18 protein-coding genes and 1 pseudogene are annotated in these 25,165 nt (G+C 64.3%); 8 read left to right on the top strand and 11 right to left on the bottom strand.

Going from position 1 to position 25,165, the window contains the following annotated elements; genetic code table 11:
• Positions 1–12: 12 nt before the first annotated feature.
• The 8 genes from accB to ABIE49_RS01575 form a co-directional block, all read right to left on the bottom strand.
• Positions 13–504: an acetyl-CoA carboxylase biotin carboxyl carrier protein gene (gene accB / locus ABIE49_RS01610; RefSeq protein WP_192739824.1), complete on the bottom strand. Its 492-nt coding sequence runs from the start codon at positions 502–504 to the stop codon at positions 13–15.
• A 55-nt stretch (positions 505–559) separates the two neighbouring features.
• Positions 560–1,027, bottom strand: a complete 468-nt coding sequence (aroQ, locus tag ABIE49_RS01605; RefSeq protein ID WP_192739825.1) for a type II 3-dehydroquinate dehydratase — start codon at positions 1,025–1,027, stop codon at positions 560–562.
• A 129-nt stretch (positions 1,028–1,156) separates the two neighbouring features.
• Complete coding sequence (locus tag ABIE49_RS01600; RefSeq protein ID WP_502915857.1) at positions 1,157–1,831, bottom strand: hypothetical protein; 675 nt, start codon at positions 1,829–1,831, stop codon at positions 1,157–1,159.
• 7 nt (positions 1,832–1,838) lie between these two features.
• Positions 1,839–3,227 carry a YadA-like family protein gene (locus ABIE49_RS01595; protein WP_354066538.1) on the bottom strand — a complete coding sequence of 463 codons (1,389 nt, stop codon included), beginning with the start codon at positions 3,225–3,227 and terminating at the stop codon, positions 1,839–1,841.
• 408 nt (positions 3,228–3,635) lie between these two features.
• A complete protein-coding gene (locus ABIE49_RS01590; protein WP_192739828.1) occupies positions 3,636–4,367 on the bottom strand; it encodes a DUF1236 domain-containing protein in 732 nt (243 codons plus the stop codon).
• 202 nt (positions 4,368–4,569) lie between these two features.
• The gene (locus tag ABIE49_RS01585) at positions 4,570–5,502 is read right to left on the bottom strand and encodes a hypothetical protein (RefSeq protein WP_192739829.1); all 933 of its coding nucleotides are present in this window, start codon (positions 5,500–5,502) and stop codon (positions 4,570–4,572) included.
• A 138-nt stretch (positions 5,503–5,640) separates the two neighbouring features.
• Entirely contained in the window at positions 5,641–6,408 is a 768-nt protein-coding gene (locus tag ABIE49_RS01580; RefSeq protein ID WP_192739830.1) for a DsbA family protein, read from the bottom strand.
• A gap of 107 nt (positions 6,409–6,515) precedes the next feature.
• Positions 6,516–7,916: a M48 family metalloprotease gene (locus ABIE49_RS01575; RefSeq protein WP_192739831.1), complete on the bottom strand. Its 1,401-nt coding sequence runs from the start codon at positions 7,914–7,916 to the stop codon at positions 6,516–6,518.
• 239 nt (positions 7,917–8,155) lie between these two features.
• Here ABIE49_RS01575 and ABIE49_RS01570 point away from each other — a divergent pair, with 239 nt between their 5' ends.
• The 3 genes from ABIE49_RS01570 (at position 8,156) to ABIE49_RS01560 (ending at position 11,447) form a co-directional block, all read left to right on the top strand.
• Positions 8,156–9,343, top strand: a complete 1,188-nt coding sequence (locus tag ABIE49_RS01570) for a pyridoxal phosphate-dependent aminotransferase (protein WP_192739832.1) — start codon at positions 8,156–8,158, stop codon at positions 9,341–9,343.
• A gap of 142 nt (positions 9,344–9,485) precedes the next feature.
• Entirely contained in the window at positions 9,486–10,004 is a 519-nt protein-coding gene (locus ABIE49_RS01565; RefSeq protein ID WP_192739877.1) for a biotin transporter BioY, read from the top strand.
• Positions 10,005–10,118: 114 nt separating this feature from the next.
• Complete coding sequence (locus tag ABIE49_RS01560) at positions 10,119–11,447, top strand: dicarboxylate/amino acid:cation symporter (RefSeq protein WP_192739833.1); 1,329 nt, start codon at positions 10,119–10,121, stop codon at positions 11,445–11,447.
• 86 nt (positions 11,448–11,533) lie between these two features.
• Here ABIE49_RS01560 and ABIE49_RS01555 read toward each other — a convergent pair whose 3' ends face one another.
• On the bottom strand, positions 11,534–14,665 hold the full coding sequence (locus ABIE49_RS01555; RefSeq protein ID WP_192739834.1) for an Rne/Rng family ribonuclease: 3,132 nt from the start codon (positions 14,663–14,665) through the stop codon (positions 11,534–11,536).
• Between the two features lie 730 nt (positions 14,666–15,395).
• On the opposite strand from ABIE49_RS01555, the gene ABIE49_RS01550 reads away from it, so the two are divergent.
• From ABIE49_RS01550 to ABIE49_RS01530, 5 genes and pseudogenes are all read left to right on the top strand, one after another.
• Positions 15,396–16,724: an N-acetylmuramoyl-L-alanine amidase gene (locus tag ABIE49_RS01550; RefSeq protein ID WP_192739835.1), complete on the top strand. Its 1,329-nt coding sequence runs from the start codon at positions 15,396–15,398 to the stop codon at positions 16,722–16,724.
• Between the two features lie 254 nt (positions 16,725–16,978).
• Positions 16,979–19,492 carry a penicillin-binding protein 1A gene (locus tag ABIE49_RS01545; protein ID WP_192739836.1) on the top strand — a complete coding sequence of 838 codons (2,514 nt, stop codon included), beginning with the start codon at positions 16,979–16,981 and terminating at the stop codon, positions 19,490–19,492.
• A gap of 124 nt (positions 19,493–19,616) precedes the next feature.
• A protein-coding gene (gene prfB, locus ABIE49_RS01540) for a peptide chain release factor 2 (protein ID WP_192739837.1) occupies positions 19,617–20,748 on the top strand; the annotation gives its coding sequence in 2 pieces (ribosomal slippage) (positions 19,617–19,685 and positions 19,687–20,748; 1,131 coding nt in all).
• A gap of 11 nt (positions 20,749–20,759) precedes the next feature.
• Positions 20,760–21,638 (top strand): annotated as a pseudogene (locus ABIE49_RS01535) (NAD(P)-dependent oxidoreductase); the annotation flags it as partial.
• Positions 21,639–21,718: 80 nt separating this feature from the next.
• Positions 21,719–22,648 (top strand): DMT family transporter, encoded by a 930-nt coding sequence (locus ABIE49_RS01530; protein WP_192739839.1) that lies wholly within the window; start codon positions 21,719–21,721, stop codon positions 22,646–22,648.
• A 1-nt stretch (position 22,649) separates the two neighbouring features.
• Here ABIE49_RS01530 and ABIE49_RS01525 read toward each other — a convergent pair whose 3' ends face one another.
• Positions 22,650–22,844, bottom strand: a complete 195-nt coding sequence (locus ABIE49_RS01525) for a hypothetical protein (RefSeq protein WP_192739840.1) — start codon at positions 22,842–22,844, stop codon at positions 22,650–22,652.
• A gap of 157 nt (positions 22,845–23,001) precedes the next feature.
• A complete protein-coding gene (locus ABIE49_RS01520) occupies positions 23,002–25,161 on the bottom strand; it encodes a carbamoyltransferase C-terminal domain-containing protein (RefSeq protein ID WP_192739841.1) in 2,160 nt (719 codons plus the stop codon).
• Positions 25,162–25,165 lie beyond the last annotated feature (4 nt).

The raw sequence follows: 25,165 nt of genomic DNA, 5'->3' as shown, positions 1-25,165 counted from the left end.
CGTTGACGGATTCTATTCAATGATCACCAACGGCTCGCCGAATTCGACCGGCTGGCCGTCCTCGACGAGAATCTGCGTCACGGTGCCCGCGCGCGGCGATGGAATCTGGTTCATCGTCTTCATGGCTTCGATGATCAGCAGGGTCTGTCCCACCGACACCTTGGTGCCGACCTCGATGAACGGCTTGGCGCCGGGTTCGGGCGCCGAATAGGCGGTGCCAACCATCGGCGAGGGGACGGCGCCGGGATGCTTGGCCAGATCGGCGATCGCCGCCGGGGTCACGTTGGCGGCCGGTGCCGCGTGCGCCGACGGGGCCTGCTGGTAATTGCCCGGCATCGAAGCTGTGACGGTGATGTTGCGCGCCACGCGCACCCGCAGGCCGGCGCGCTCGATCTCGATTTCGGTGAGGCTGGTTTCATCCAGCAGCAACGCCAGTTCGCGGATCAGCGCACTGTCGTCGCTCTTGAAATTTGCGGCTGATTTGTTGTCAGGCTTGCTCGCCATATGCGGGGTCCGGAATTCTCTGGGTGATGACGGCTGAAGCGCCAGGCTTTTGATATCAGGCTTTCGCCTTGACGCCGATTTTGGCGGCAAGGCCGTTGATTGCGAGCCGGTAGCCGTCGATGCCGAACCCGCACAGCGATGCGAAGGCGGCTTTGGCCGTGAACGAATGGTGCCGGAAACTCTCGCGGGCGTGGATATTGCTGATGTGCACTTCAACGGTCGGGATCTTCACCCCGACCAGCGCGTCATGCAGCGCGATCGACGTGTGGGAATAGCCGCCGGCATTGATGATGATGCCGACCATTTTCTTGGCGCGGGCCTCATGGATGAAATCGATCAGCTCGCCCTCGCGGTTGGACTGCCGGCAATCGGCCACGAGGCCGAATTGCGTGGCCGTCTCCGCGCACAATTTCTCGACATCGGCGAGGGTGGCGTGGCCATAGGTCTCGGGCTCGCGCGTCCCCAGCAAATTGAGGTTCGGGCCGTTGAGCACAAGGATTGTCGGGGCAGGGGCCTGGGCCATCCAGAATTCCAGCAAAAGGGGGCGGGTAGGTCGCGGGGTTATAGGTAACAACGCGGCCAAGGGGAAGCCTTCAGGCGTCTCAAGAATGGCACAAATGCCTCATCCAGTTCGAAAAAAGGCTTGCGGAACCTACTGATTCTGCACGTTAACCACTTGGCTAGCGAGGTTGAAGACAGCAGCCCGCCGTCTCAGGGTTTTGGTGTTGATGGAGCGGGCCCCGGCGTGAGTTGCTTGGGGGGCGCGGTGCGGCTTTCGGCGCGGCGGCTGGACCGCCGTTCTTGGCGGCTGCGGCCGGGGAGGCGGGGGGTTGCAGCTCCGGCGGCGGCACGGGCGCGGAAGAACCGAGATTGACCGAAATGCCGAACAGCCGCCACTGACCCCTACCGGCGCGTAGGTCAGCTCGAAATTGACCTGCGTCGGCACCGAGGGAAAGAAACCTGCCATCCGCATCATGCCGTTGGCTTCAATCTGCGGCAGCAGACTGAGCTGCGGATCGATCACTGCCACACCGGACAAGTCGACATTGTCGCGCCGCTGTGCTGCGAAAATTTCGGCGAGGCGTGCTGCGGTGTTGACCTGAAAAGCCGGCGCGCCCAAATCCCGCAGCACGGTGTAATTGCCGGTCTTGTTGGCCTGGTCGAGCGCAAGCAGCGCCGAGCGGACCAGGATGATGACGCCGTTGCGGTCGATCTGCGCCTGCTTGGGTGCGGGCGCAGGCGCTTGTGCATTGGCGACCGAACCCACGGTCGCCCACGCGATTGCGATAACAACACCTCGTCTGATGTAGCGCGAAACGGCCAGCACTCCTCGTTTACCAGGCGTAGGTCACGCCCGCGCGCCCGGCGACGCCGCCTTGCTGGAAGCCGGCGGCGACGCCGCCATTGATTACGACGTTCTGGCTGATGCGGGCCATGCCGGTGAGGGACATGGCGTTCTCGCCGCGGAAGGTGCCCCAATTGCTCGAGATCGCGAACTTCTTGTTGTCAGGCAGCGTTCCGCCCCCCATGGCGACCGCGATCGCTGTGCCCTCGAAAGCCTGCCGGATCTGCCCCTGCAGTGCGGTGACGCTGGACTGAAGTCCGGAGATGTCCTGCTGGCTCGCGAACGCCGCGGTTGCCAGATTGCCGTTGCCGTCCGTCGTCACCACGCGGACCGGGCCGGTCTGCGCGGCCAGGCTGGCCGCGGAGTTGAGGCCGGCCATCGTGTAGGTGTTCGTCGCCGTGCCGAAGCTTTGCTGGTTGGCCCGGGTCGTGCTCGCTCCGTTGCCGATGGCGGTGGAGTGCGCGAAGTTTGCGGACGAGCCGTTGCCAAGTGCGGTCGCGGAGATTCCGGTCGCCGAGGCTGACGTGCCCATTGCGATCGAATCCGCTCCCGAAGCCACCGCGTTGCTGCCGATCGCGGCCGAACGCAGGCCCGAGGCGGTGTTGCTGGTACCGATTGCTACCGCGTTGGCGCCAGCTGTGGTGTTGAAATTGCCCAGCGCGGTGCTGAACGCACCGTTCGCGGTGTTACCGTCGCCGATAGCCGTCGCGCCGGTGCCGGACACGGCGATCTGGTTGCCGGTGCCGATCGCAGTGCTGAAGCCGCCCGCGGCAATCGTCTGCCGTGAGCCTGCGCCGCCGCTGCCGATGGCGGTCGAAGAGGCGCCGGTGGCGCGGGCGGTATTGCCAAGGGAGGTGGCGTTCGCGGCGGTCGATCTGGCGCCAGCGCCGATGGCGGTGCTCGCCGCGCCATTGGCCTGGGTTCCTCCGGCAAGCGGGTCGTCGCCGCCGAGCGCGACCGCACCGCCGCCGTTCGCCGACACATCATTGCCGACTGCTGTTGCTCCGGCGCCGTTCGCATTGGCGAAGCTTCCCAGCGCCGTCGCCGCCTCAGTAGCAGCGCCGGTAGCGGTACTGAAAAAACCGACGGCTGTGTCGCCATCGCTGCTGCCGCCCACGCCTGCGGTTGCCGAACGGCCATATGCCGAAGCACCGGAGCCTGCGGCAGTGGCACCGGCGCCGACAGCTGTGCTGTCTGCACCTGTCGCAGTGGCTTGGCAGGCGGCGTCGCTCAGCAAAAGCGTGTTCGCAGCGTTGCCCGAGTTACAGCCGGCGAAGGCGGGGCTGGCGCCCAACAGCGTCACGGCTACCGCGCAGCCACCGAACAATGACACGAGACGAAGTGAAGATGCGACCGGCGCAATTGAACTGAGCTTCATCAAATCGGCCCCCAGGCTTCAAAATCAGAAATGCGGCTCCTGTCAGGCGCCGATCGAAATAATCGAGAACGCAACCACGGTGCGAAGCCTTGCAGGAAATTGGGTTGAGCGTGCAAGCGGCCTTGGGCCGGATGTCGCTGCCGACCCGCTCTCGCAATAGAGATCAAAACTGCTCCGTTACGAATGTGCTGGTTAAATTGATTCGGATGAAGCCAAAACACAGAGCGGCTCGATTCTCGACCTTCGGCCTAACATTGGTGCGAGGTTTTTTCTCTCCGGCACAAATTTGAGTTGTAAATTGCAACTTGCGTGAGCCGCAGGGGCCCGGCCTGGGAGGTCGCATAAAAAAGCCCCTGCCAGTGATTCGGCAGGGGCTCAGTTGAAAGTCAGCTGCGGCTGTTGGGACCGTTAGCCTTCGATGATGTAGACGATCTCATGCGTCTGCGGGCGCACGATGACGTATCGGCCGCCCACCAGGATCACCTGATAGCCACGCCACTCCGGATAGATCTCGACGATCCGGGGCGGAAGCGGGTGGAAGTGGACCGAACTCGGGACCCGCGTGCCAACTGAGATATTGAAGTTGACGTTGGTGGTTTCCTTGATGCTCGTCTCCGACTTGATGGCGGTCGTGATCTGGGAGCGCTTTTCAGCGGGCGGCGCTGCGGTCGCCGAGGTGGCGGCGTTGCCCGTGGTCTGCGCCTTGGTGTCGGCCGCGCCCTTGGTCTGGGCGGTGCCGGTCTTGCTGTCGGTCGCGCCCTTGCTGTCGGTTGCGCTCTTGTCCATGCCGCTCTTGCTGTCGCGGCCCTCGGCCTTCATGTCCTTGCCGCCCTTGGTTTCGGTCTCGGAGCTCATGCTCTTCGACTTCTCACCCGCCGGCGACTTGGTGTCCTGCGCGCTCTTGCCGGACGGCATCTTCTCGTTGGATTCCGCGCCCTTTGTGCCCTTCATGTCGGAAGCGCCGCCGGGATCACGCTGCATCGTGCCAGCTCCGCCCGGTGACGGTGCGGTCTGCTGGGTCGCGGCGCCACCGGCACCGGACCCGCCTTCGCGGCTCATGCCGGTACCCTGCGCATTCGCAAACCCGGTGCCGGCGATCAGCGCCGCCGCTGCGGCCGAAATCAAAAAGCGATTGGTCATACGTTTCTCCTCACGTGGATGCATTGCCCGCACCGACAACGAAAGGAGATGTGCGATGTTCCTGTCTATTCGCGGTTCCATCAGATTTGTTTGATGAATGCGAGGTGAATTTGAAACTCGACTTGGCAAGACGCGTTTTCTTGACCCGAACCGGTGCCCACCCCGCATCAAATGCGGGAGAGGCTTTCGCTCGAAAACGCTGTCAACCGCAGGCCCAGTCGAACTCCATCGTTTCGAGATCGAGCTGAGCGTTGCCGCCGCCGAAATTGAAGCCGCCAAAATGCTCTTCGATTTCGAGATAGGTCGCGCTGTACTTCGGCGTCCATTGGCAGGGAAACATCGTGCCGCCGAGGTGATTGCGCCCCGACAGCCGCTCCAGTTCGAACCGCTCGGCGCCCTTGCTGTAGGGCGCGATGTAGTCGCCGAGTTCATCCTTGTGCAACAGCTTGTCGCGCGGCGGACGGCCGACATTGGGATCGCCGTCGCGCACCGCGAGCGCAATGCCGTAGGCGTGGTGGCCGATCTCGGGCACGCGCCCGAACAGCCGGTACCAGTACTTGTTGACGATTTCATCGACGTTGTCATAGCGGCCGATCTGAAGATCGAACACCGCGCGCGCCGAACCGCTCTCAAGCCAGGGCGGCGGCGAATTCGCTTGCAGCAGCGCGTTGCCGGCGAGGCGAGGGGGCTGACACAGCGGTGCTGCGAACTCGGCTTCCGTCAGCCAGATCGCTGCGAAGTTGTGGTCGATGACGTCCTTCATCCGAAATTCCATCGGGTGCCGGTTCTGCTTGTAGAGCCAGAACGGCAACAGATCGGGATCGGCCGGACGGTCCGATGCGTCTGACGCAAGATATTCGGCCACGGCTTCGACTTCGCGCGGCTCGTCATGCTGTTGATCGGCGAACATCGTGAGCGCGACATAGTCCGCGCCTTTGGCGCGATACTGCTCGGGCAGCTTCAGCGTGAAGCAGGGCTGCATCGGAAAGCCGTCATACGGGCTGAGCGGCCATTGGCTCTCGCTAATTCCCGGCGGCAGGCCGTAGCACCAGCCGTGATCGGTATCGGTGCCGCGGGCGGGCGCGGTCTTGAGCAGTTCGAGGTCGTAAGCGGTGGTTGGCGGCGCCAGGCTCATGCGGGGGTCCTGTTGGTTCGAGCCCTCTTAGTGGCCGGCAGCGTCGCCGCGGTTCAGTCGCAGCAAGCGTGCGGGCAAAAAAAATCCGGCTGCGATGCAGCCGGATTTTGTCCGTCGAATGAAACCCGGCGTCTGGCTTCAGCAAGTCGCCTTGCCGCAGCGGGCGATGCCGATCTTTTCCTTGAGGGTCTCGACGCCGACCGCGCCGATCACGACCTGCTTGCCGATCACATAGCTCGGGGTGCCGTTCATGCCCATGGCTTCGGCGAGCTTCATGTTCTCCTCGAGCGTGGCGCGAATCTCGGGGCTTGCCAGATCCTTTTCGAGCTTGGCCATGTCGAGGCCGGCTTCCTTGGCGACCGCCATGGCACGGGCCTTGTCGGCGGCACCGCGGCCGGTGAGCAGCTTCTGGTGGAAGTCGAGATATTTCTTTCCGGTCGGATCCTGCATCCGCACCGCGACGCCGACCTGGGCGGCTTCGACCGAACCTGTGCTCAGCACCGGGAATTCCTTGAGCACGACCTTGAGCTTGGGATCGCCCTTCATCAATTCCATCATGTCGAGCATCGCGCGCTTGCAGTAGCCGCAATTGTAATCGAAGAACTCGACGAAGGTGACGTCGCCGTCCTTGTTGCCGAGCGTCACGTTGCGGGGCGAGTTGAAGATCGCATTGGCGTTCTTGGCGATGCCGGCCTGATGCTTCTCGGCTTCGGCGGCGGACTGCCGCCTCGTCAGTTCGGCCATCGCCTCTTCGAGCACCTCGGGATGGGCGATCAGGTACTCCCGGACGATGTTCTCGATGTCTTTGCGCTGGACATCGGAGAAGCTTTGCGCGGAAGCCGGCAGCGACGCGCCGCACAGGGCGATCGCGAACAGGGCGGAAGCAAGGTAACGGAGCAAAGGCATCGGTAAATCCTTGGGTGGCGAGTTCCGGGCCGTTCACATGAAGGCCGGCTTGGAACAGCTGTTCAGGTTCGATTGTAGTGCAACTCAGTTTATTTCCGGTAGCGGCGCTAGTTGCTTCTTTGGCCGGGAAGCGGTTTGGCGCTCACAATATCGTCAGCTTTGACCCATCCCGGGGTCCCGATCGCGAACCGCGTCTTGGCCCGCGAGGCAAGGTCGCGCGCGGTCTTGTTGTCGCCGCGCAGATACGCGGCCTGGGCCGATGCGAGATCGGCTTGCGCGTAGTCGCCCTTGCGGCCATAGGCCATGGCGAGCTGCATGTAGCCGATCGGGGCTTCGGTCTCGCGCGCCAGCGCCGCGCGCAGGATGGCGATCGCCTCTTCGGTGTAGGCCTTGTTGTCGGACGCCACCAGCGCCTGCCCAAGTAACATCTCGATGAGCGGCGCGCTGTTGGAAAGCTGCACGGCCTTGCGCAGCGGCGCGATGGCCTCGGCCGGCTTGCCGCCCTCCAGCAAAGCCTGGCCGCGCAGTTCGTAGAAATAGGCGTTGGCGGGTTGCAGCTGGATCAGGCCGTCGATCTGGGCCAGCGCGCTGCGCAGGTCGCCGTGCAGATAGGTGGTGATGGCGCGCGCATAACGCGCGGGCACGCCGGTGTTGGACAGCGGATAGCGCCGGAAGACGGTGTCCTGCCGCTCCATGAAGCCGGAGATCTTGGCGCGTACCATGTCGTGGCGCATCTGCAGGGCCGGGTCGTCCTTCTTGTCCCAATAGGGGCTGGAACGGGCGAGCTCTTCCAGGGCGCGGACGCGCTCGGCCGGCATCGGGTGCGACTGCACGTAGGGGTCGGCGCCGCGCGCCGCGAACAGGCTCTCGTCGGAGAAGCGCTTGAAGGTCTCGTACATGCCGCGCGCCGACTGGCCGGTGGCATTGAGGAATTTCACCCCGGCCTTGTCGGCGTTTTCTTCCTGCTGCCGCACATAGGAAAGCAGGGTGCGCTTGATCACCTCGGCGGGTGCCGACATCGCGGCCGCACCTGCATTTGCAAGGCCGTTGTTGCCGCCACCGCGCGTACCCGCCACCATGGCGCCGGCGCCGAGCAGCATGGCGATGATCATCTGGGTTTGCGCTTCCGCCAGCCGCTCGCGAAGTTTCGAGAGGTGACCGCCGGCCAGATGGCCGGTCTCGTGCGCGAGCACGCCGATGATCTGGTTCGGCGTCTCCGATTGCATCATCGCGCCGTAGTTGACGAAGATGCGGCGGCCGTCGGCAACGAAAGCGTTGAAGACGCCTTCGTTGATGATCACCATCTGGATGTTCTGCTTCTCCATGCCGGCGGCGCGCAGGATCGGCCTTGTGTAGTCGCGCAGCAATTGCTCCGACTCGGTGTCGCGCAGCACCGGGGGGCCCTTGTTTTGGGCCGCCGCGAGCGTCGGCGTCATGACAAGTGCGGCCGCCGTGGCGAGGGCGGTCAGTTTCAGCGTCGTTTTGCGGTGCGCGAGGCGGAACAACATGAAGCAATCTATTGGGCGTTGGCGGCGGAACTGACGGTCAATCGGCGGTCGGGCCGGGCAGCCCTGATTAAATCAGAACCGAACGCCAGTCTCTTGTTTTTAGCGCTTTTTTCTTCCCGCGGACCGGTATCCACTTGGCTTGAAAGCGCTATAAGGAGCCACCGAATACGGCCAGTCTGGGGCGGTAAACGGGTGCCGGAACTCGAAATCGGCGCGAACCGATCAAATTGCAGATAGTGATGCTCGAATCGACTCTTAGAGACGCTGCGAAAACCCTGCTAACGGCTTCCAGCCGGAGCGATGTTCCACCTTTCATGGTGATGGACGTGATGGCGGCGGCGGCCCGCATCGAGGTGGCTGGCGGCCACGTCATTCACATGGAGGTCGGCCAGCCGGCGGCATCTGCTCCGAAGACCGCGCTGGCGGCGGCGCGTCTCGCGCTCGACGACGGCCGGATCGATTATACCTCCGCGCTCGGCATCCCCTCGCTGCGGGCGCGCATCGCCCGGCACTACCGCGATACTTACGGCTGCAGCGTTGATCCCGAGCGGATCGTGGTCACCACGGGCTCGTCGGGCGGCTTCATCCTGGCCTTCCTTGCGATGTTCGAACCGGGCGACCGCGTGGCGGTGACCGTGCCCGGTTATCCGCCGTACCGGCACATCCTCACCGCGCTCGGCTGCGAGCCGGTGCTGATCGAGACCACGAGCGAGACGCGCCACGCGCTGACCGGCGAAGCGTTGCTGGCCGCGCATCGCAAGACGCCACTCAAGGGCGTACTGGTCGGCAGTCCCGCCAATCCGACGGGCACCATGATGTCTCGCGAAGCGCTCACCAGCCTGATGGCAGCGGCCGACAGCGCCGGCATTCGCTTCATCTCGGACGAGATCTATCACGGCCTCGATTACGCATTTCCGGCGGTGTCCGCCGCCGAGTTGTCGCCACAGGCTTTGGTGATCAATTCGTTCTCGAAATATTTCTGCATGACCGGCTGGCGCGTCGGCTGGATGGTGGTGCCGGAGCCGCTGGTGCGGCCGATCGAACGGTTGCAACAGAACCTGTCGATTTCGGTGCCGACACTGTCGCAGATCGCAGCGGAGGCCGCGTTCGAGGGGGCGGCTGAAATGGAAGCGATCAAGCGCGGTTATCAGGAGAACCGCCGCATCCTGATCGATGGATTGCCGAAGGCCGGCCTGACCAATTTCCTGCCGGCCGACGGTGCGTTCTATCTCTATGCGGACGTTTCGCAATTCACGACCGACAGCTTTGAGTTCGCCAGCCGGATGCTGGAGAAGGCGCACGTCGCGGCTACGCCGGGCGTCGATTTCGACCCGATCCACGGACGCGCCTTTGTGCGCTTCTCCTATGCGCGCTCGTCCGACGAGATGCGCGAAGCCGTGAGCCGCATCGCGAAGTGGCTCGGGTAGGGCGCATCAGTCACCATCACTCATCCATATCTGCCATCTAAATCGGGGAACCATCTTGTCCGACACATCTCAGCCTGTCGCTGCACCGCATTTTCCGCTCGCCGCCGTTCTGTGGCCGCATCCCGTAAACCGATCCGGTCTGATGCGCGGCGTGATCCTGATTGCGTTGGGAACCGCGCTGCTGACCCTGTCGGCGAAGGTCAGTCTGCCTTTGCCCTATGTGCCGATGACGCTGCAGACGCTGGTCGTACTGATGATCGGGACGGCCTATGGCTGGCGACTCGGCAGCGCAACCATCGTGGCCTATCTCGCGGAAGGCGCGATCGGATTTCCGGTGTTTGCAGGCCCCGTCGGCGGCCTTGCGCCGTTGCTCGGGCCCACGGCCGGGTATCTTTACGGCTTCGTGGCGGCGGCCTTCGTCACGGGATGGCTGAGCGAGCGTGGCTGGGATCGGTCAGTAACCCTGCTTTTCGTCGCCATGGGACTCGGCCACGTCATCATTCTTGCCGCCGGGTTTGCCTGGCTGGCGTTTGGCATCAAGCTCGGCGTTGAAAAGGCGTGGCTGGTTGGCGTAGCGCCGTTCATCGCGGCGTCGCTGATCAAGAACGCGCTCGGCGCTACGCTCGTGCCTTTGTTCCGCCGCCCATTCGACCGCCGCTGACCGATCCCGTTCGGACACCGAGCAACGCCACCGATTTCCGCTGGCCGAAATAATTTGGCTGTGCTAGCGGGCGGGGTGTGGCAGAACGCCGCAGGTCGAACGGGAGTATACGTCATGGCGGCAACGATTGCGGCTGAAGCGCCGGTGAGCGCAGGCAGGCCCTGGTACAAGATTCTCTACGTCCAGGTGCTGATCGCCATCGTGCTCGGCGCGCTGACCGGCTGGCTCTGGCCGGCGCTCGCGACCAACGACTGGATCAAGGCGCTCGGTGATGGCTTCATCAAGCTGATCAAGATGGTGATCGCGCCGATCATCTTCTGCACCGTGGTGTCGGGCATCGCCCATATCCAGGACGCCAAGAAGGTCGGCCGCATCGGCATCAAGGCGCTGGTCTATTTCGAAATCGTCTCGACCTTTGCACTGATGATCGGGCTGCTCATCGGCAATGTGGTCAAGCCGGGCCACGGCTTTGGCGGCGCCATGGCTGACGCGGCCAAGGTCGCCGGGTTCGCCAAGCAGGCCGAGGCCCAGAAGTCGGTCGATTTCTTCCTGCACATCATTCCCGACACCGTCGTCGGGGCCTTCGCTCAGGGCGAAATCCTGCAGGTGCTGCTGTTTTCGATCCTGTTCGGCTTTTCGATCATGGCGCTCGGCGAGCGTGGCCATACCCTGCGTTCCTTCATCGACGATTCCGCGCACGCGGTGTTCGGCGTGATCTCGATCGTGATGCGGGCGGCCCCGATCGGCGCGTTCGGCGCCATGGCCTATACCATCGGCAAGTTCGGCACCGGCGCCATCGTGAACCTGGTCGGGCTGATCGCGACTTTCTATGTCACCGCGGCGCTGTTCGTCTTTATCGTGCTCGGCACCATCGCGCGCATGGTCGGATTCTCGATCTTGAAGTTCCTGTCCTACATCAAGGACGAGCTGTTGATCGTGCTGGGCACCTCGTCGTCCGAGAGCGCGCTGCCTTCGCTGATGGAAAAGCTGGAGCGGCTCGGCTGTTCGAAGTCGGTCGTCGGCCTGGTGGTGCCGACCGGTTACTCGTTCAACCTCGACGGCACCAACATCTACATGACGCTGGCGACCCTGTTCATCGCGCAGGCGCTCGGTTTCGATCTCACGATGGGCCAGCAGATCACCATCTTGTTGGTCGCGATGCTGACCTCGAAGGGCGCCTCGGGCATAACAGGCGCGGGCTTCATCACGCTGGCGGCGACGCTCGCGGTGGTCGATCCGCGGCTGGTGCCCGGCATGGCCATCGTGCTCGGTATCGACAAGTTCATGAGCGAGTGCCGCGCCCTGACCAATCTCTGCGGCAACGGCGTCGCCTGCGTCGTGGTGTCGTGGTGGGAGGGCGAACTCGATCAAGAGAAGCTGCACGCCAATCTCAACAAGCAGATCGATCCGACCGACATGGAGACCGCGCTCACGACCGATTGACGATCGCTTTTTTGAGGATCGTGTTGCTGCATTAAAAAACCGCCCGGTGTTGCCGGGCGGTTTTTCCGTTTGAACTTGTGTCGTCCTTACTCGCCGCTGCCGAAACGCCGTGACCACCAGCCGGCCTTGCGCGGCGCGGCATCGCTGGCCGCGGCAGGCGCGGGTTCAGCGGGCGCGGGAGCAGGGGCCGTTGCCGCCGGCTCCGCCTCGCTATGGCTGACGGCCGGTGCTGGCTCTGACGGGGCGCTGGTCAGGAACGAGACTTTTTCACGCACCGTCGAACGCCGCCGCGCGGCGGCCCGGTCGGCCTCCTGTGCGGTTTCCTCAGGCGTCGGCGTCGGCGCGCTGCTGACGGTTTCGGGCGAGGCGTGTTCCGCGGGCTGCCACTGCGGTTGCGGCGGCTGCGAAGCGGGCTCGGGTTCGACCAATGTCGGCGCCGGCTCAGCCGAGGGGCCGTCGAAATCGGCAACCGCGCTGGTGACTTCCGAAACCGGGGTCGGTCCGAGTTCGTCGGAGATCGATCCGGCGAGACCATCTTCCGGTCCGCTGCCACGCCGGCGGCGTCCGCCGCGACGTCCGCGACGGCGCGGGCGCCGCTCGCCGTTTGGTCCCTGTTCGCCGCGCGCAACAGCTCCCTGTTCGTCGCCCTCGTCGTCGTCGGCTTCGCCGTCGTCGGCAACCGTGACCGCGCCATCGGCGCTTTCGGGGGCAACGCGCAGGGCGTCATTGTCGTCGCGCGGGGCGCCGCCTTCACGCGGCTCACCACGGCCGCGGCGGCGCCGGCGGCGCTTGCGGCGGTGGCCGTCGGCTTCGCTTTCACCGGCTACTTCTTCGCCGCCTGCGGCTTCCTCGGTCAGGCCTTCGGTCTCTTCGGTCTCGACTTCACCTTCGATATCGAACGGCTCTTCGTCGTCATAGGCTTCCTCGACCTGGGACGGCGAGGCCGCGGCCTGCGCTGCAAGCAACGCCTTGGCGGCTTCCAGCGTGTGCACCTGTTCGCCGCGATCTATGATGAACGATTGCTGGCCGGCCACCGTCGGATCGGCAACGATCGCAAGTGTGACCTTGAAGGCGTTTTCGAGATCGCGCAGATGTCCGCGCTTGTGGTTGAGGACGTAGAGCGCGACGTCGGTGCGGGTGCGCACCACCAGATTGTGGGTCGCGCCCTTCATCAGAATTTCTTCGATGCCGCGCAGCAATTGCAGCGCCACCGACGACACCGAGCGGACATGGCCGCTGCCGCCGCAATGTGCGCAGGGCTCGGTCGAACTCTCCAGCACGCTGGCGCGGATGCGCTGGCGCGACATTTCCAACAGGCCGAAATGCGAGATGCGGCCGACCTGGATGCGGGCGCGATCCTGCCGCAGGCAGTCGCTCAGCTTGCGCTCGACCGCACGGTTGTTGCGCTTCTCGTCCATGTCGATGAAGTCGATGACGATCAGGCCGGCGAGATCGCGCAGACGCAGCTGCCGCGCGACTTCCTCTGACGCTTCGAGGTTGGTCTTGAGCGCGGTGTCCTCGATGTGGTGCTCGCGGGTCGATCGCCCGGAGTTGACGTCGATCGAGACCAAGGCTTCGGTCTGGTTGATGACGATGTAGCCGCCCGAGCGCAATTGCACCGTCGGCGAAAACATCGCATCGAGCTGGCTCTCGACGCCCATCCTGGAGAACAGCGGCTGGCCGTCGCGATATTGCCGGACCGCCCGCACGTTCGAGGGCATCAGCATCTTCATGAAGTCGCGGGCTTCATCATAGCCGGCCTGGCCGGCGACCTGGATTTCGTCGATTTCCTTGTTGTAGAGGTCGCGCAGCGAGCGCTTGATCAGCGAGCCTTCCTCGTAGACCAGCGTCGGGGCCTGCGACTTCAGCGTCATGTCGCGCACGGTTTCCCACATGCGGATCAGATATTCGAAGTCGCGCTTGATTTCGGGCTTGGTGCGCGAGGCGCCGGCGGTGCGCAGGATGATGCCCATGCCCTCGGGCACGTCGAGATCCTGCACCACTTCCTTGAGCCGCGAACGGTCCTGGGCCGAGGTGATCTTGCGGCTGATGCCGCCGCCGCGGGCGGTGTTGGGCATCAGCACGGCGTAACGGCCGGCCAATGACAGATAGGTGGTCAGCGCCGCGCCCTTGTTGCCGCGCTCTTCCTTGACGACCTGCACCAGCATGACCTGGCGGCGCTTGATGACTTCCTGGATCTTGTACTGGCGGCGCGGGCGGAAGGCGCGCTCCGGCACTTCCTCGAGCACATCGTCGCCACCGACGGATTCGACGACTTCCTCTTCGGCATCGTCGTCTTCATCGTCCTGCGCGTCGTCGTCCTGCTCGTCGCCTTCCGGCGCGGGGGCACGATCCTCGTGGGAGGCGGCGGCGTATTCCTCGCCGGCATGCGCGTCATCGGCATGGGCGGCGTTTTCGAGCGCGTGTTCGTCGTCGTGCCGTGCGTCCTGCGCCGGCTCGTCGTGATGCGTGTGATCTTCGTGGCTTTCGGCGCTGGCCGTTGTCTCTGCCGGCGCGGCGACGGCCTCAACCGGTGCCGCATCGGATTGGAATGAGGCTACCGGGGCTTCGGCCGCGGCATGATCATGGACGTGTTCTTGGGCGTGATCTTCCTGGGGGCGACCATGTTCATGCGAATGGTCGTCGTGGTGATGCGCAACGTACCCATGATCGTGGCCGTGGTCGACTGTATCGGCGGGATGGTGATCGGCATCATGGGCGCGGGCTTCGTCGGGGTGCGCGCCTTCATGCAAGCGCTGCGCCTCGCCCTCATAGGGCTGGGCGGCCTGCGCCGGATCGATGGTGGCGTTTTCGACGACGTCGCTCTGCACCCGTTCGCCATGGCCGCGGCGGCGGGCGTTGCGGTGGCGCGAACGGCCGCGGTGACGGTTGGAGGAGCGGTTCTCGCTCTCTTCCTCGGCCTCGCGATGGGCGCGTTCGTCGGCCTCGATCAGCGCCTGCCGGTCGGCGACCGGGATCTGGTAATAGTCGGGATGGATTTCGCTGAAAGCCAGGAAGCCGTGGCGGTTGCCGCCATATTCGATGAAGGCCGCCTGCAGCGACGGCTCTACGCGCGTGACCTTGGCGAGGTAGATATTGCCGCGCAGTTGTTTGCGCTGGGCGGTCTCGAAATCAAATTCTTCGACGCGATTGCCGCGGACCACGACGACCCGGGTCTCTTCCGGGTGGGTGGCATCGATCAACATCTTGTTGGGCATTTTGGAGCTCTTGACGGCGGCGGGCGCGGTGCAAGGCGCGCGCATATTGCGCGGCCCGGTGACGCGACGGTCCACCTGATTCGGGGGTGAGGGGAAGGCCAAAACGCAAACCTTGGCGCCGCGCCGAACGGGGACCCACCGGAACAAGGCGACGCGCGAAGCTTTCGCTTCGCATCGGCGCGATCGATCCGTGGATCCTGGTCGGCAACACAGTCTGGCGCATCAAGCGTCGGCCCGTCTGAACATGTTGGCGGCAAAATTGACCGCCGTGTCTATCGCTGAAGGCCCGGCGCGGCGCCAAAGCGCTCGCCGGCCATCGCATATCGGACCGTTTGGGGTCCGGATAATCAGTTCTGCCGTGTTTTAAACCGTCCCTGGAGCAAGATAGTACCTTGCAAGTTAGTACCTGGGAGCGGACGCCGCTCGGGCTCGAAACCGCCACTCCGTGTCAGCCGCGCGCAGCGCTGGCTGGTGGAGGGGATCGGGAAAGACGCAGGAAACTTCGGCTTCGAAGGTTCCGGCGCTGCACCGGGAGGCTGAACGCGACACAACCGGGAGTATTAGCCGTCAGCACCTCGTACATACGTGGATTGCCCGCCCGGTGCAAGGGAAGCATCAGGGAAGCGTCGCAGCACGGCAACACTCATCCCTTTTCGCTTTTGGACCCTTAAGGTTCGATTAACCCTGTGGTTCTAATGCGGTAAGAGAGCGGCTCGGAGGCGTCGAATCGTTGGCTAACCGCGCAAATCACCGGGTTTTGCTGGGGTGCGGCCTATTGTGCGTCGCAGCATTGCTGTGGGCCAATTCCATCACCCCGAGCGCGGCGCAGGGGCCTGCGCCTGGTCCCGCTTCGCCAAGCGCCCCCAGTCCAACCCCGACCGCCGCCTCGAATTTTCCGGTCGCCTCCGATGCAAGGCTGGCCGGCGACAGCAAACAAACCCGCTTCGTGCTCGATCTCGACAGGCCGATCCAGTTTCGCGCCTTTGCGCTGGCCGATCCCTATCGCGTGGTCGTCGATATTCCCCAGGTCAGCTTCAAGCTGGCTGCCGGCACCGGCAGCGCGGGGCGCGGGCTGGTCAAGGCGTTCCGCTATGGCCTCGTCATGCCGGGCGGTTCGCGAATCGTGTTCGACCTGACGGGACCGGCCAAGGTCGCAAAATCCTATGTGCTGGAAGCGGCCAACGACCAGCCGCCGCGGCTGGTGCTGGAGCTGGAAGAGGTGGACCGGACCGCGTTCGTGCAGTTGCTGGCGCCCGAGAATCGCCCCGAACTGCGGCCCGCGATTGCTTCTGCCAATGCCGCGGTCGGACCGGACGATGCAGCGGCGGCGGCAAAGCCCGCACAGGCGCAGGATACCCGTCCCCTGATCGTGATCGATCCCGGCCATGGCGGCATCGACAACGGCACCCAGGCCGGCGGCGAGATGGAAAAGAATCTGGTGCTGGGATTTGGCCTCGCGCTGCGCGATCGCATCGAGAAATCAGGCAAATACCGCGTCGTCATGACCCGTACGGACGATACGTTCATTCCGTTGAACGACCGCGTGAAGGTCGCACGCACCCAGTCGGCCGCGCTGTTCGTCTCGATCCATGCCGACGCCCTGCCGCGGCGGGAGGGCGATGCCCACGGCGCCACCATCTACACCTTGTCTGACAAGGCCTCGGACGCTGAGGCCGAGCGGCTGGCCGAGGCCGAGAACAAGTCGGACGCCATTGGCGGCGTCAATCTCACCGACGAGCCGACCGAAGTCGCCGACATCCTGATCGACCTCGCGCAGCGCGAGACCAAAACGTTTTCAAACCGGTTCGCCCGCATCTTGATGGGCGAGATGAAGACCACGGTGCGGATGCACAAGCACCCGTTGAAATCCGCCGGATTCCGCGTCTTGAAGGCGCCGGACGTGCCCTCGGTGCTGGTCGAACTCGGCTATGTCTCGAACAAGGGCGACCTCGAACTCCTGATGTCGGAGAACTGGCGGAACAAGACCGTCGGATCGATGGCGCTGGCGATTGATGCATTTTTCGCCAAACGGCTGGCAACTGCCGGGCCCGGCAAATGAAAAGCCGTATGAAAATGCTGATTAAATGCACGCGATGCCATGGAGGAAGCCCTAGTTTGGCCACAGCGGCAGCGGTATAGAAAACTACCGCAGGGTCTTCGGAATCGGCCATTATTGTCCGTCGGCCCCTTTATTGTTCGTACGCGCAACGGCGGTCCGTTGGGCGGGGCTCGAGCGCTTCGATTTGCGCTTGGATTTTGGTGGCAGGCAGACGCCGCAAGTCACGGCGCAAGGGTTGGAACGGAACTTCGATCATGCGCTTGCTGGTGCGGTTTTTAGGTTTCTTGTTTGCCGCCGGAACCGTGGTGTTCCTGGTGGGCGTCGCCGGCGTTGCCGGCGCAATCTGGCATTTCTCCAAGGACTTGCCGGATTATTCGCAGCTTCAGGATTACGAACCGCCCGTGATGACGCGCGTGCACGCCTCCGACGGCGCGTTGCTCGGCGAGTATTCCAAGGAGCGCCGGCTCTATCTGCCGATCCAGGCGGTGCCGAAACTCGTCATCAACGCGTTCCTCGCGGCCGAAGACAAGAACTTCTACGAGCATGGCGGCATCGACTTCACCGGCATGGCGCGCGCGGCAGTGCTGTATGCGCAGAACTACGGCTCCAACCGCCGGCCGCAGGGTGCGTCGACCATCACCCAGCAGGTCGCAAAGAACTTCCTGTTGACCAACGAGGTCTCCTTCGCCCGCAAGATCAAGGAAGCCTTGCTGGCGATGCGCATCGAGCGGGCCTATTCGAAGGACCGTATCCTCGAACTCTATCTCAATGAAATCTATCTCGGCCTCGGCGCCTACGGCATCGCGGCGGCGTCGCTGGTCTATTTCGACAAGTCGGTCAACGAACTCACGATCTCGGAAGCCTCGTATCTGGCGGCGCTGCCCAAAGCGCCGGCGGCGCTGCATCCGGTGCGCAACCGCGACCGCGCGATCGAACGCCGCAACTACGTTGTCGATCGTCTCGTCGAAAACGGCTGGATCAAGCAGGCCGATGCCGACAAGGCGCGCAAGGATCAGCTCCTCGTCACCAGCCGCGGTACCGGCGCGCACATCTTCGCCGGCGAATATTTCGCCGAGGAAGTCCGCCGCGACATCTTCGAACGCTACGGCGAAAAGAAGCTCTATGAAGGCGGCCTCTCGGTCCGGGCGACGCTCGACCCGAAGATGCAGGTGATGGCGCGCAAGACCATGGCGGCCGGCATGGTCAATTACGATGAGGCGCAGGGCTGGCGGGGTGCGCCAAGCAAGCTCGACATTACCGGCGATTGGGGCGTGAAGCTGGCCGACGTCAAGGCGCTGAGCGATATCTCGCCCTGGCGGATGGCGGTGGTGCTGGAGACCAGCGACCAGTCGGCCCGGGTCGGTTTCCAGCCGGGCCGCGAGCTTGGCGGCGCCGTCGCCAAGCAACGGCAGACCGGCATCATCACCATCGAAGGCGTCAAATGGGCCAAGGCGGCGTCGGGACCGACCAAGGGCAGAACGCCGACATCGGTCGCGCAAGTGCTCGCCCCGGGCGACGTGATTTATGTCGATCCTCTATTCGGCAAGGACGGCAATCCGGTGGAGGGGCAGTACCGCCTGCGCCAATTGCCGGAAGTATCCGGCGCGATGGTGGCGATGGATCCCTGGACCGGCCGCGTGCTGGCCATGGTCGGCGGATTCTCGTTCGACCAGAGCCAGTTCAACCGCGCGACGCAGGCGTACCGGCAGCCGGGCTCCTCGTTCAAACCGCTGGTCTATTCGGCGGCCATGGACAATGGCTACACGCCGTCGACCGTGGTGGTCGACGCGCCGATCGAAATCGATCAGGGGCAGGGCGCCGGCGTCTGGCGCCCGGAAAACTATTCGTCCGGCAAGTACAATGGTCCGGTGACGCTGCGCAATGCGCTGCGGCAGTCGCTCAACACGGTGACGGTGCGGCTGGCGCAGGACATCGGCATGCCCCTGATCGGCGAATATTCGCGGCGCTTCGGCGTTTACGACGAACTGCCGAACTATCTGTCCTATTCGCTCGGCGCCGGCGAAACGACGGTCATGCGGATGGTCACGGCCTATTCGATGTTCGCCAATGGCGGCCGCCGCGTGAAGCCGACCTTGATCGATCGCATCCAGGACCGTTACGGGCACACCATCTACAAGCATGACGCGCGCGAATGCCGCGGCTGCGACGCGCCCGGCGGCTGGAAGAATCAGCCCGAACCGCAGCTGGTCGACCGCCGCGAGCAGGTGCTCGATCCGATGACGGCCTATCAGATCACCTCGATGATGGAATATGTCGTGCAGGCTGGCACCGCGACCGTCGTGAAGGAAGTCGGCAAGCCGATCGCCGGCAAGACCGGAACCACCAACGATGCGAAAGACGCGTGGTTCATCGGCTTCTCACCGGACCTCGTGGTCGGCATCTATGTCGGCTACGACAAGCCGCGCACCCTCGGCGGCAAGGCGACCGGTGGTGCGCTGGCCGCGCCGATTGCGCGCGACTTCCTCAAGCTCGCGCTCGCCGACAAGGCCGCGATTCCGTTCAAGGTGCCGGCCGGAATCAAGCTGGTTCGCGTCGATGCCAAGAGCGGCATGCGCGCAGGTCCCGGCGAGGGTGGCCGGACCATCCTGGAAGCCTTCAAGCCGGGTACCGCGCCGCCGGACAATTACTCCGTCATTGGCGTGGCCGATGCCGATGGGCGCGCCCCGCAGGGATATCCGGCCGGATATCAGGGGGGATATCAGTCGCCTGACTCCGGCCACATCATGCGGCCCGGCGGGCTATACTAGCCTGCTGGTGTGAAGAATCCGCTTGGGACCAAACCCCCAGGCGGATTGCGCTTTGTGAGAGACGCCGCTACATCCCTGCGAACATCTATCGTTGGCGGTTTCTAGACCGCAGATCAGAGACACCATGCGCGCCGAAATCGAACGCCTCGTTGAAGAGATCAAGCAGTCAGTCGGGCTGCTGAGGAGGCATCTTTGACGTCGAACAGTCCACGGCACGGCTGGCCGAGCTGAACAAGCTCGCCGAAGATCCCACTCTCTGGAACGATCCGCAGAAGGCCCAGAAGCTGATGCAGGAGCGCACCTCGCTGGAGGATGCGCTGCAGGGCATCGGCAAGGTCGAGCGTGAGCTCAGCGACAATGTCGAGATGATCGAGCTCGGCGAAGCCGAGAACGATGCCGGCGTCGTCACCGAAGCCGAGAACGCGCTGAAGGCGCTGAAAAAGGAAGTGGCGCGCCGCGAGCTCGAGGCGCTGCTGTCGGGCGAGGCCGACCGGTTCGATTCCTATCTCGAAGTCCATGCCGGCGCGGGTGGCACCGAGAGCCAGGACTGGGCCGAGATGCTGCTGCGCATGTATACGCGCTGGGCCGAAAAGCACGGCTTCAAGATCGAGTATCTGGAAGAGACGCAAGGCGAAGAAGCCGGCATCAAATCCGCCACCATCCAGATCTCGGGCCACAACGCCTATGGCTGGCTCAAGACCGAGGCGGGCGTGCACCGGCTGGTTCGGATATCGCCGTACGATTCCAACGCGCGCCGCCACACCTCGTTCTCGTCGGTCGCGATCTTTCCCGTGGTCGACAACAGCATCAAGATCGACATCGCGGAGTCCGACGTGCGCACCGACACCATGCGCTCGGGCGGTGCCGGCGGTCAGCACGTCAACAAGACCGAATCCGCGGTGCGGCTGACGCATATTCCGACCGGCGTCGCCGTGGTCTGTCAGGCCGGCCGCTCGCAGCACAAGAACCGCGCGCAGGCCTGGGACATGTTGCGCGCGCGGCTCTACGAAATCGAGCTGAAGAAGCGCGAGGAGCAGGCCGCCGCCGACCAGGCCGCCAAGACCGATATCGGCTGGGGTCACCAGATCCGCTCCTACGTGTTGCAGCCCTACCAGATGGTCAAGGATTTGCGCACCGGTGTGCAGACCTCGGACACGTCGGGCGTGCTCGACGGCGATCTCGATGAGTTCATGGCAGCGACGCTGGCACAGCGTGCGTTCGGCACCTCGCCCGGTTCGGTCGAGGATGTGGATTAACCCATGACAATTTATCCATGACGACAGTCGCTTTCATCGGCCTCGGCCGCATGGGGCACGGCATGGCGGGCAGCTATCTCGATGCCGGCTTTTCGGTTGCGATCTGGAACCGCAGCAAGGCGAAAGCCGAAGATCTGATCGCGCGCGGCGCGCGCTGGGCGGCTTCACCGGCGGATGCGGCCGATGGCGCGGATGCCGTCGTCACCATGGTCGCCGACGACGGAGTGTCTCGCGCCGTGTGGCTCGGCCAGGATGGCGCGGCCAGGAAGATGAAGCCCGGCGCGCTGGCGATCGAATGCTCGACGGTGTCGTACCAGCACGCGCTCGACCTGGCGCGTGAACTACGCGGGCGCGGCCTGATCTACATCGATTGTCCCGTCACCGGCCTGCCGAGCGCGGCGGCCGCCGGAAAACTGACGCTGCTGGTTGGCGCTGACGCCGCTGATCTCGATCGCGCCAAACCATATCTGGCGCCGATCGGCGACGTAGTCCGGCACTTTGGCGCTGTCGGCACCGGCACCGTCTTCAAGCTGATCAACAACCTGATGGGCGCGGTGCAGATCGCCAGTCTGGCCGAAGGCATCGCGATGGCCGAGCAGGCCGGGCTGGACATGAACCTCGTGGCGGAAGCGCTGGCGACCGGCGCGGTCGCGAGCCCGCAGGTGATCCGCCATTCAAAGCGCATGGTGGCGCGCGACTTCTCCGGAGCGTCGTTCACGGCGGCGCTCCGCCACAAGGACGCGCTCTATGCGGTGCATTTGGCCGAAAGCCTGCTGAGCCGCACGCCGCCGGTCGGCCGCGCCGCCGTGGAGGCTTACGCGCATGCCAAGGCCGAGATGCCCGACGACGACGAAGGCAGGATGATCGAGATCGTGTCGCGCCCGAAATAGGCGCGCCTCCGTTCGGGAATCGGGTGGGAATGACTCTCGAGCTGGAATAGATCTGCAGCAAACGCAGATATGAGCCGTACATGACCACCGCCGATAACCGGATCGACGCCCGCGACTGGTCGCTGCTCGGCGTGCTTTCGGTCCTGTGGGGCGGCTCGTTCTTCTTCAACGGCGTGGTGCTGCGGGAGCTGCCGCCGCTGACACTGGTGCTGCTGCGCGTGGCGCTGGCCTCGATCATCCTGCTGCCTTTGCTGTGGGTCTACCGGATCGATTTTCCCAAGGGGATTTCAGGCTGGAAGCCGTTTTTCGCGATCGGGCTTTTCAACAACGTATTGCCGTTCTCGCTGATCGTGGCGGGGCAGACGACGATCCCGAGCGGGCTCGCCTCGATCCTCAACGCCACCACGCCGTTGTTTACCGTTGTGGTGATGGCGGCGGCCGGCGAGGAGAAGCTGCAGGCGCGGCGGGTGGCGGGGGTCGTCGTGGGGCTGATCGGCGTCGTGATCCTGCGCGGCTGGAATTTTGACGGTGACGGAGTCTGGAGCGGGCAGGGCATCGGCATCCTGCTCTGCCTTGCCGGCGCGTTCAGCTATGGCTTGTCGGCGCTGCTGGCGCGACGGCTTTTGTCAAACTCGCCGCCGCTGGGGACGGCGACGTTTCAGTTGCTCGCTTCGAGCGTCATGATGGTGATTGTCGCCGGCTTCGTCGACCGTCCCTGGCAATTGCCGATGCCGGGGCTTGCGACGTGGGGCGCGGTGATCGGTCTGGCTGTCCTGTCGACGGCGCTGGCTTATATCGTGTTCTTCCAGATCCTGCGGCGCTCCGGCGCGACCAACGTGATGCTTGTGACGCTATTGATTCCGGTCACCGCCATCGTGCTCGGCTATTTGGTGCTGGGCGAACAGATTTCGCTGCGCGAGATCGCGGGCGCGCTGGTGATCGGCAGCGCGCTGCTGTTGATCGACGGGCGAGTGCTCGGGTGGTTTCGACGGCCGGCCGTCGTCCGATAGGCTAGCTGTTGTCTGCGGTGAACTTCTTGTAGATCCAGCGCCGCCCGTCATGTCGCCGCCAGACCTGGCCGGTCAGCAAGCGTCCGGTGATGGATCGCCGCGGAATGAAAATCTTCCGCAAGTGCCAGACTTCGGCCCAGGCGGGCTTCGGACTGAGGCTCAATATTCGTAACCGCTCCTGGCTTTCCGCATGCATGGCGCGCGCTCACGATTTAACGAGGCCGCCGGGCGGAATATGATCGCCCGAGGCGAAGTTAACAGGGGTTGGAACGAACAATTCGTCCACTGCATGCAGGATAGCCCGCGGCGGTCGTGATGCAATTGAAGTCGCTGGTTAAGCTAACCTGTCAACCTTACCGGTGGGCCTGCCGGCGGTCTTGCCACTGCGCGAAGCAGCTTGAAAATCGTCCGCTGTCGCGCTCGCCGCCGTGCCAGGCGGCATAAACCGCGCCGTCATCTGCGACCAGCACGACGGCGTCGAGCCCCTTGGAGCGGCGTAGCGTATCGATGGCCTGCTGCGGCGTTTGCGCGATTGGACCTGCGACATTGAAGGACGTGTTGACGGATATCTCGACGCCGACGTGACGGCCGAGCGCCTTCAGATAAGCGTGGGTGAGGGGATCGTCGTCCGCATTGACGATCTGGATCCGGCCGGTGCCGTCGGCATGAATCACGGCCGGAATCTTGTCACGCGCGCCCGGCTTCGATTGCGCCGTCAGCACCATGTAATTGTAGGCGTTGTAACCGGCGTCGGAGGCGCCCGGCAGCAGCTCGAAATATTCCCGGGCAGCTTCCAGCGTTGCCATCGGCGCCAGCGGGCGGATCGCCTCGCGGTATTTGACGCGCTCGTTGAGCCGCTCCCGAGCCTCGGGATCGCAGGGGTTGGCGAGTATCGAGCGGTGGCCGAGCGCGCGCGGGCCGGTCTCGGCGGCACCCTGATAGAGCGCGATCACGCCGCCCTGCGCGACCATGAACGCCATCAGGTCGGCAACGGCGTCGCGTCCATCAGCGGTCGAGATAGCACCAATGCGCTGCGAGGCGATATCATCGGCTCCGAGCGCGCTCGCAATGGCTTCATTGGAGGGTGGCAGGCCGCAATAAAACGCATGCGTCATCGGCGCGCCGCGCGGGGCGTCCACGAGATGCGCAAACAGCCACGCCGCGCCGATAGTGACGCCGGGATCGCCGGGCACCGGCGGCACCCACAGATGCAGGCGCGCCTTGCGTTGCTGGGCCCCTGCGAACCACGCTTCATCGAAATGTTCGAGCAGGCGCATGTTACCGATCGCGTTCAGCGCCACGCCGCCGGTCAGCACCAGCCGGCTCGCGCCCGTGACGCGCAACACGTGATCCACGACGTGGATCATGGCGTCCTCGAACACCAATTGCGTCGCGGCGGCCTTGTCGAGGCGATCTTTGGTGTCGGGGCGGTGATGGATGTCCTCGACACGCAGCACCGCGTCGGGATTCCAGAGCTGCTCGGGCTTGATCGGTGGCCCAAGGATATCGGTGAGCGCCGTCTTGTAAGGGTTATCGAACGGGTCGCAATACCAGTTGGCCATCGCGCGATTGAGCCTGACGTCGCCGGCTTCGCCGAAGTGCAGGACGTTTCGCAGCCGCGCGTAATACGGATTTGTCGCGCGGTTCATGTCGCCCCAGGCGGCCGCGCCCATATAGCGGCCCTCGCTGGAGAGCCAGGTCCAGCCGCCCTGCGTCGATGAAATCACGCTGTAGAACGCGCCCAGTGAATCGAACATGCTGTCGTTACAGTAGAGCCGGCGCATGTTGCCGTTCTGGACGACATACAGCGAGATCGACCCCTGATCGCCGGTGCCATCGAGCACCGCGACCGCCACCGGCTCGCCGTCGTCGGCGAAGGGCGAGGCCGCATAGGAAAACCAGGCATGGTTGTCGTGGTGCGGCAGGCAGATCAGCGGCACGCGCTCGGAAAGCCCCAATTGCTTCGCAAGGATCTTCGGCGTGCGCGTCATCTGGTCGAGACGCCGTCCGTCGAAGCCGGCCGCTTCGGTAGTGCGCAGCAGCTTCAGGCTTTGCGGCACTTCCTCCAGCACCGAGCGCGCCAGTGTTCCTGCCAATGTCGGGTAGTCCCAGCTGGTCAGCCAGGCGTCGATATCGCCGATGTCGCGCCCGATGCAGCGCAAGGCTGCAACCATCGCATCAACAGAGGCGCGCGGATATTCCGTCGTGTGCTTGTTGCCGGAGAAACGTTCTTCTTCGTTGTTGAGGATCAGGCGGGGGCCATGGGCCTGCGTCACCTCGACCAGCGCCACGCCTGAATTGTGCGTGCCGGGCGCGCCGAGGCCGGCGAGATAGACCGTTTCCCCGCGCGCGAGCTTGTCGCGCACGTGCGCTAGCTTCGCATCGGCAAATTTCGAGCCGAGCTGGTGAAAGCCGGCCGCGCCAAACGTCTTCGCAGCCAGCCATCGCGCGGCACGGAATCCGCCTGCGGCGAGCTTCGGATGTCGGGGGCCAATGCGTGTCGTCGGGTTCAATTCT

This window comes from Bradyrhizobium sp. OAE829 (genome assembly GCF_040546575.1).
Taxonomy (GTDB): domain Bacteria; phylum Pseudomonadota; class Alphaproteobacteria; order Rhizobiales; family Xanthobacteraceae; genus Bradyrhizobium.
The sequence above is the reverse complement of the archived record's forward strand: the minus strand, read 5'-3'. Positions and strand labels throughout refer to the sequence as shown.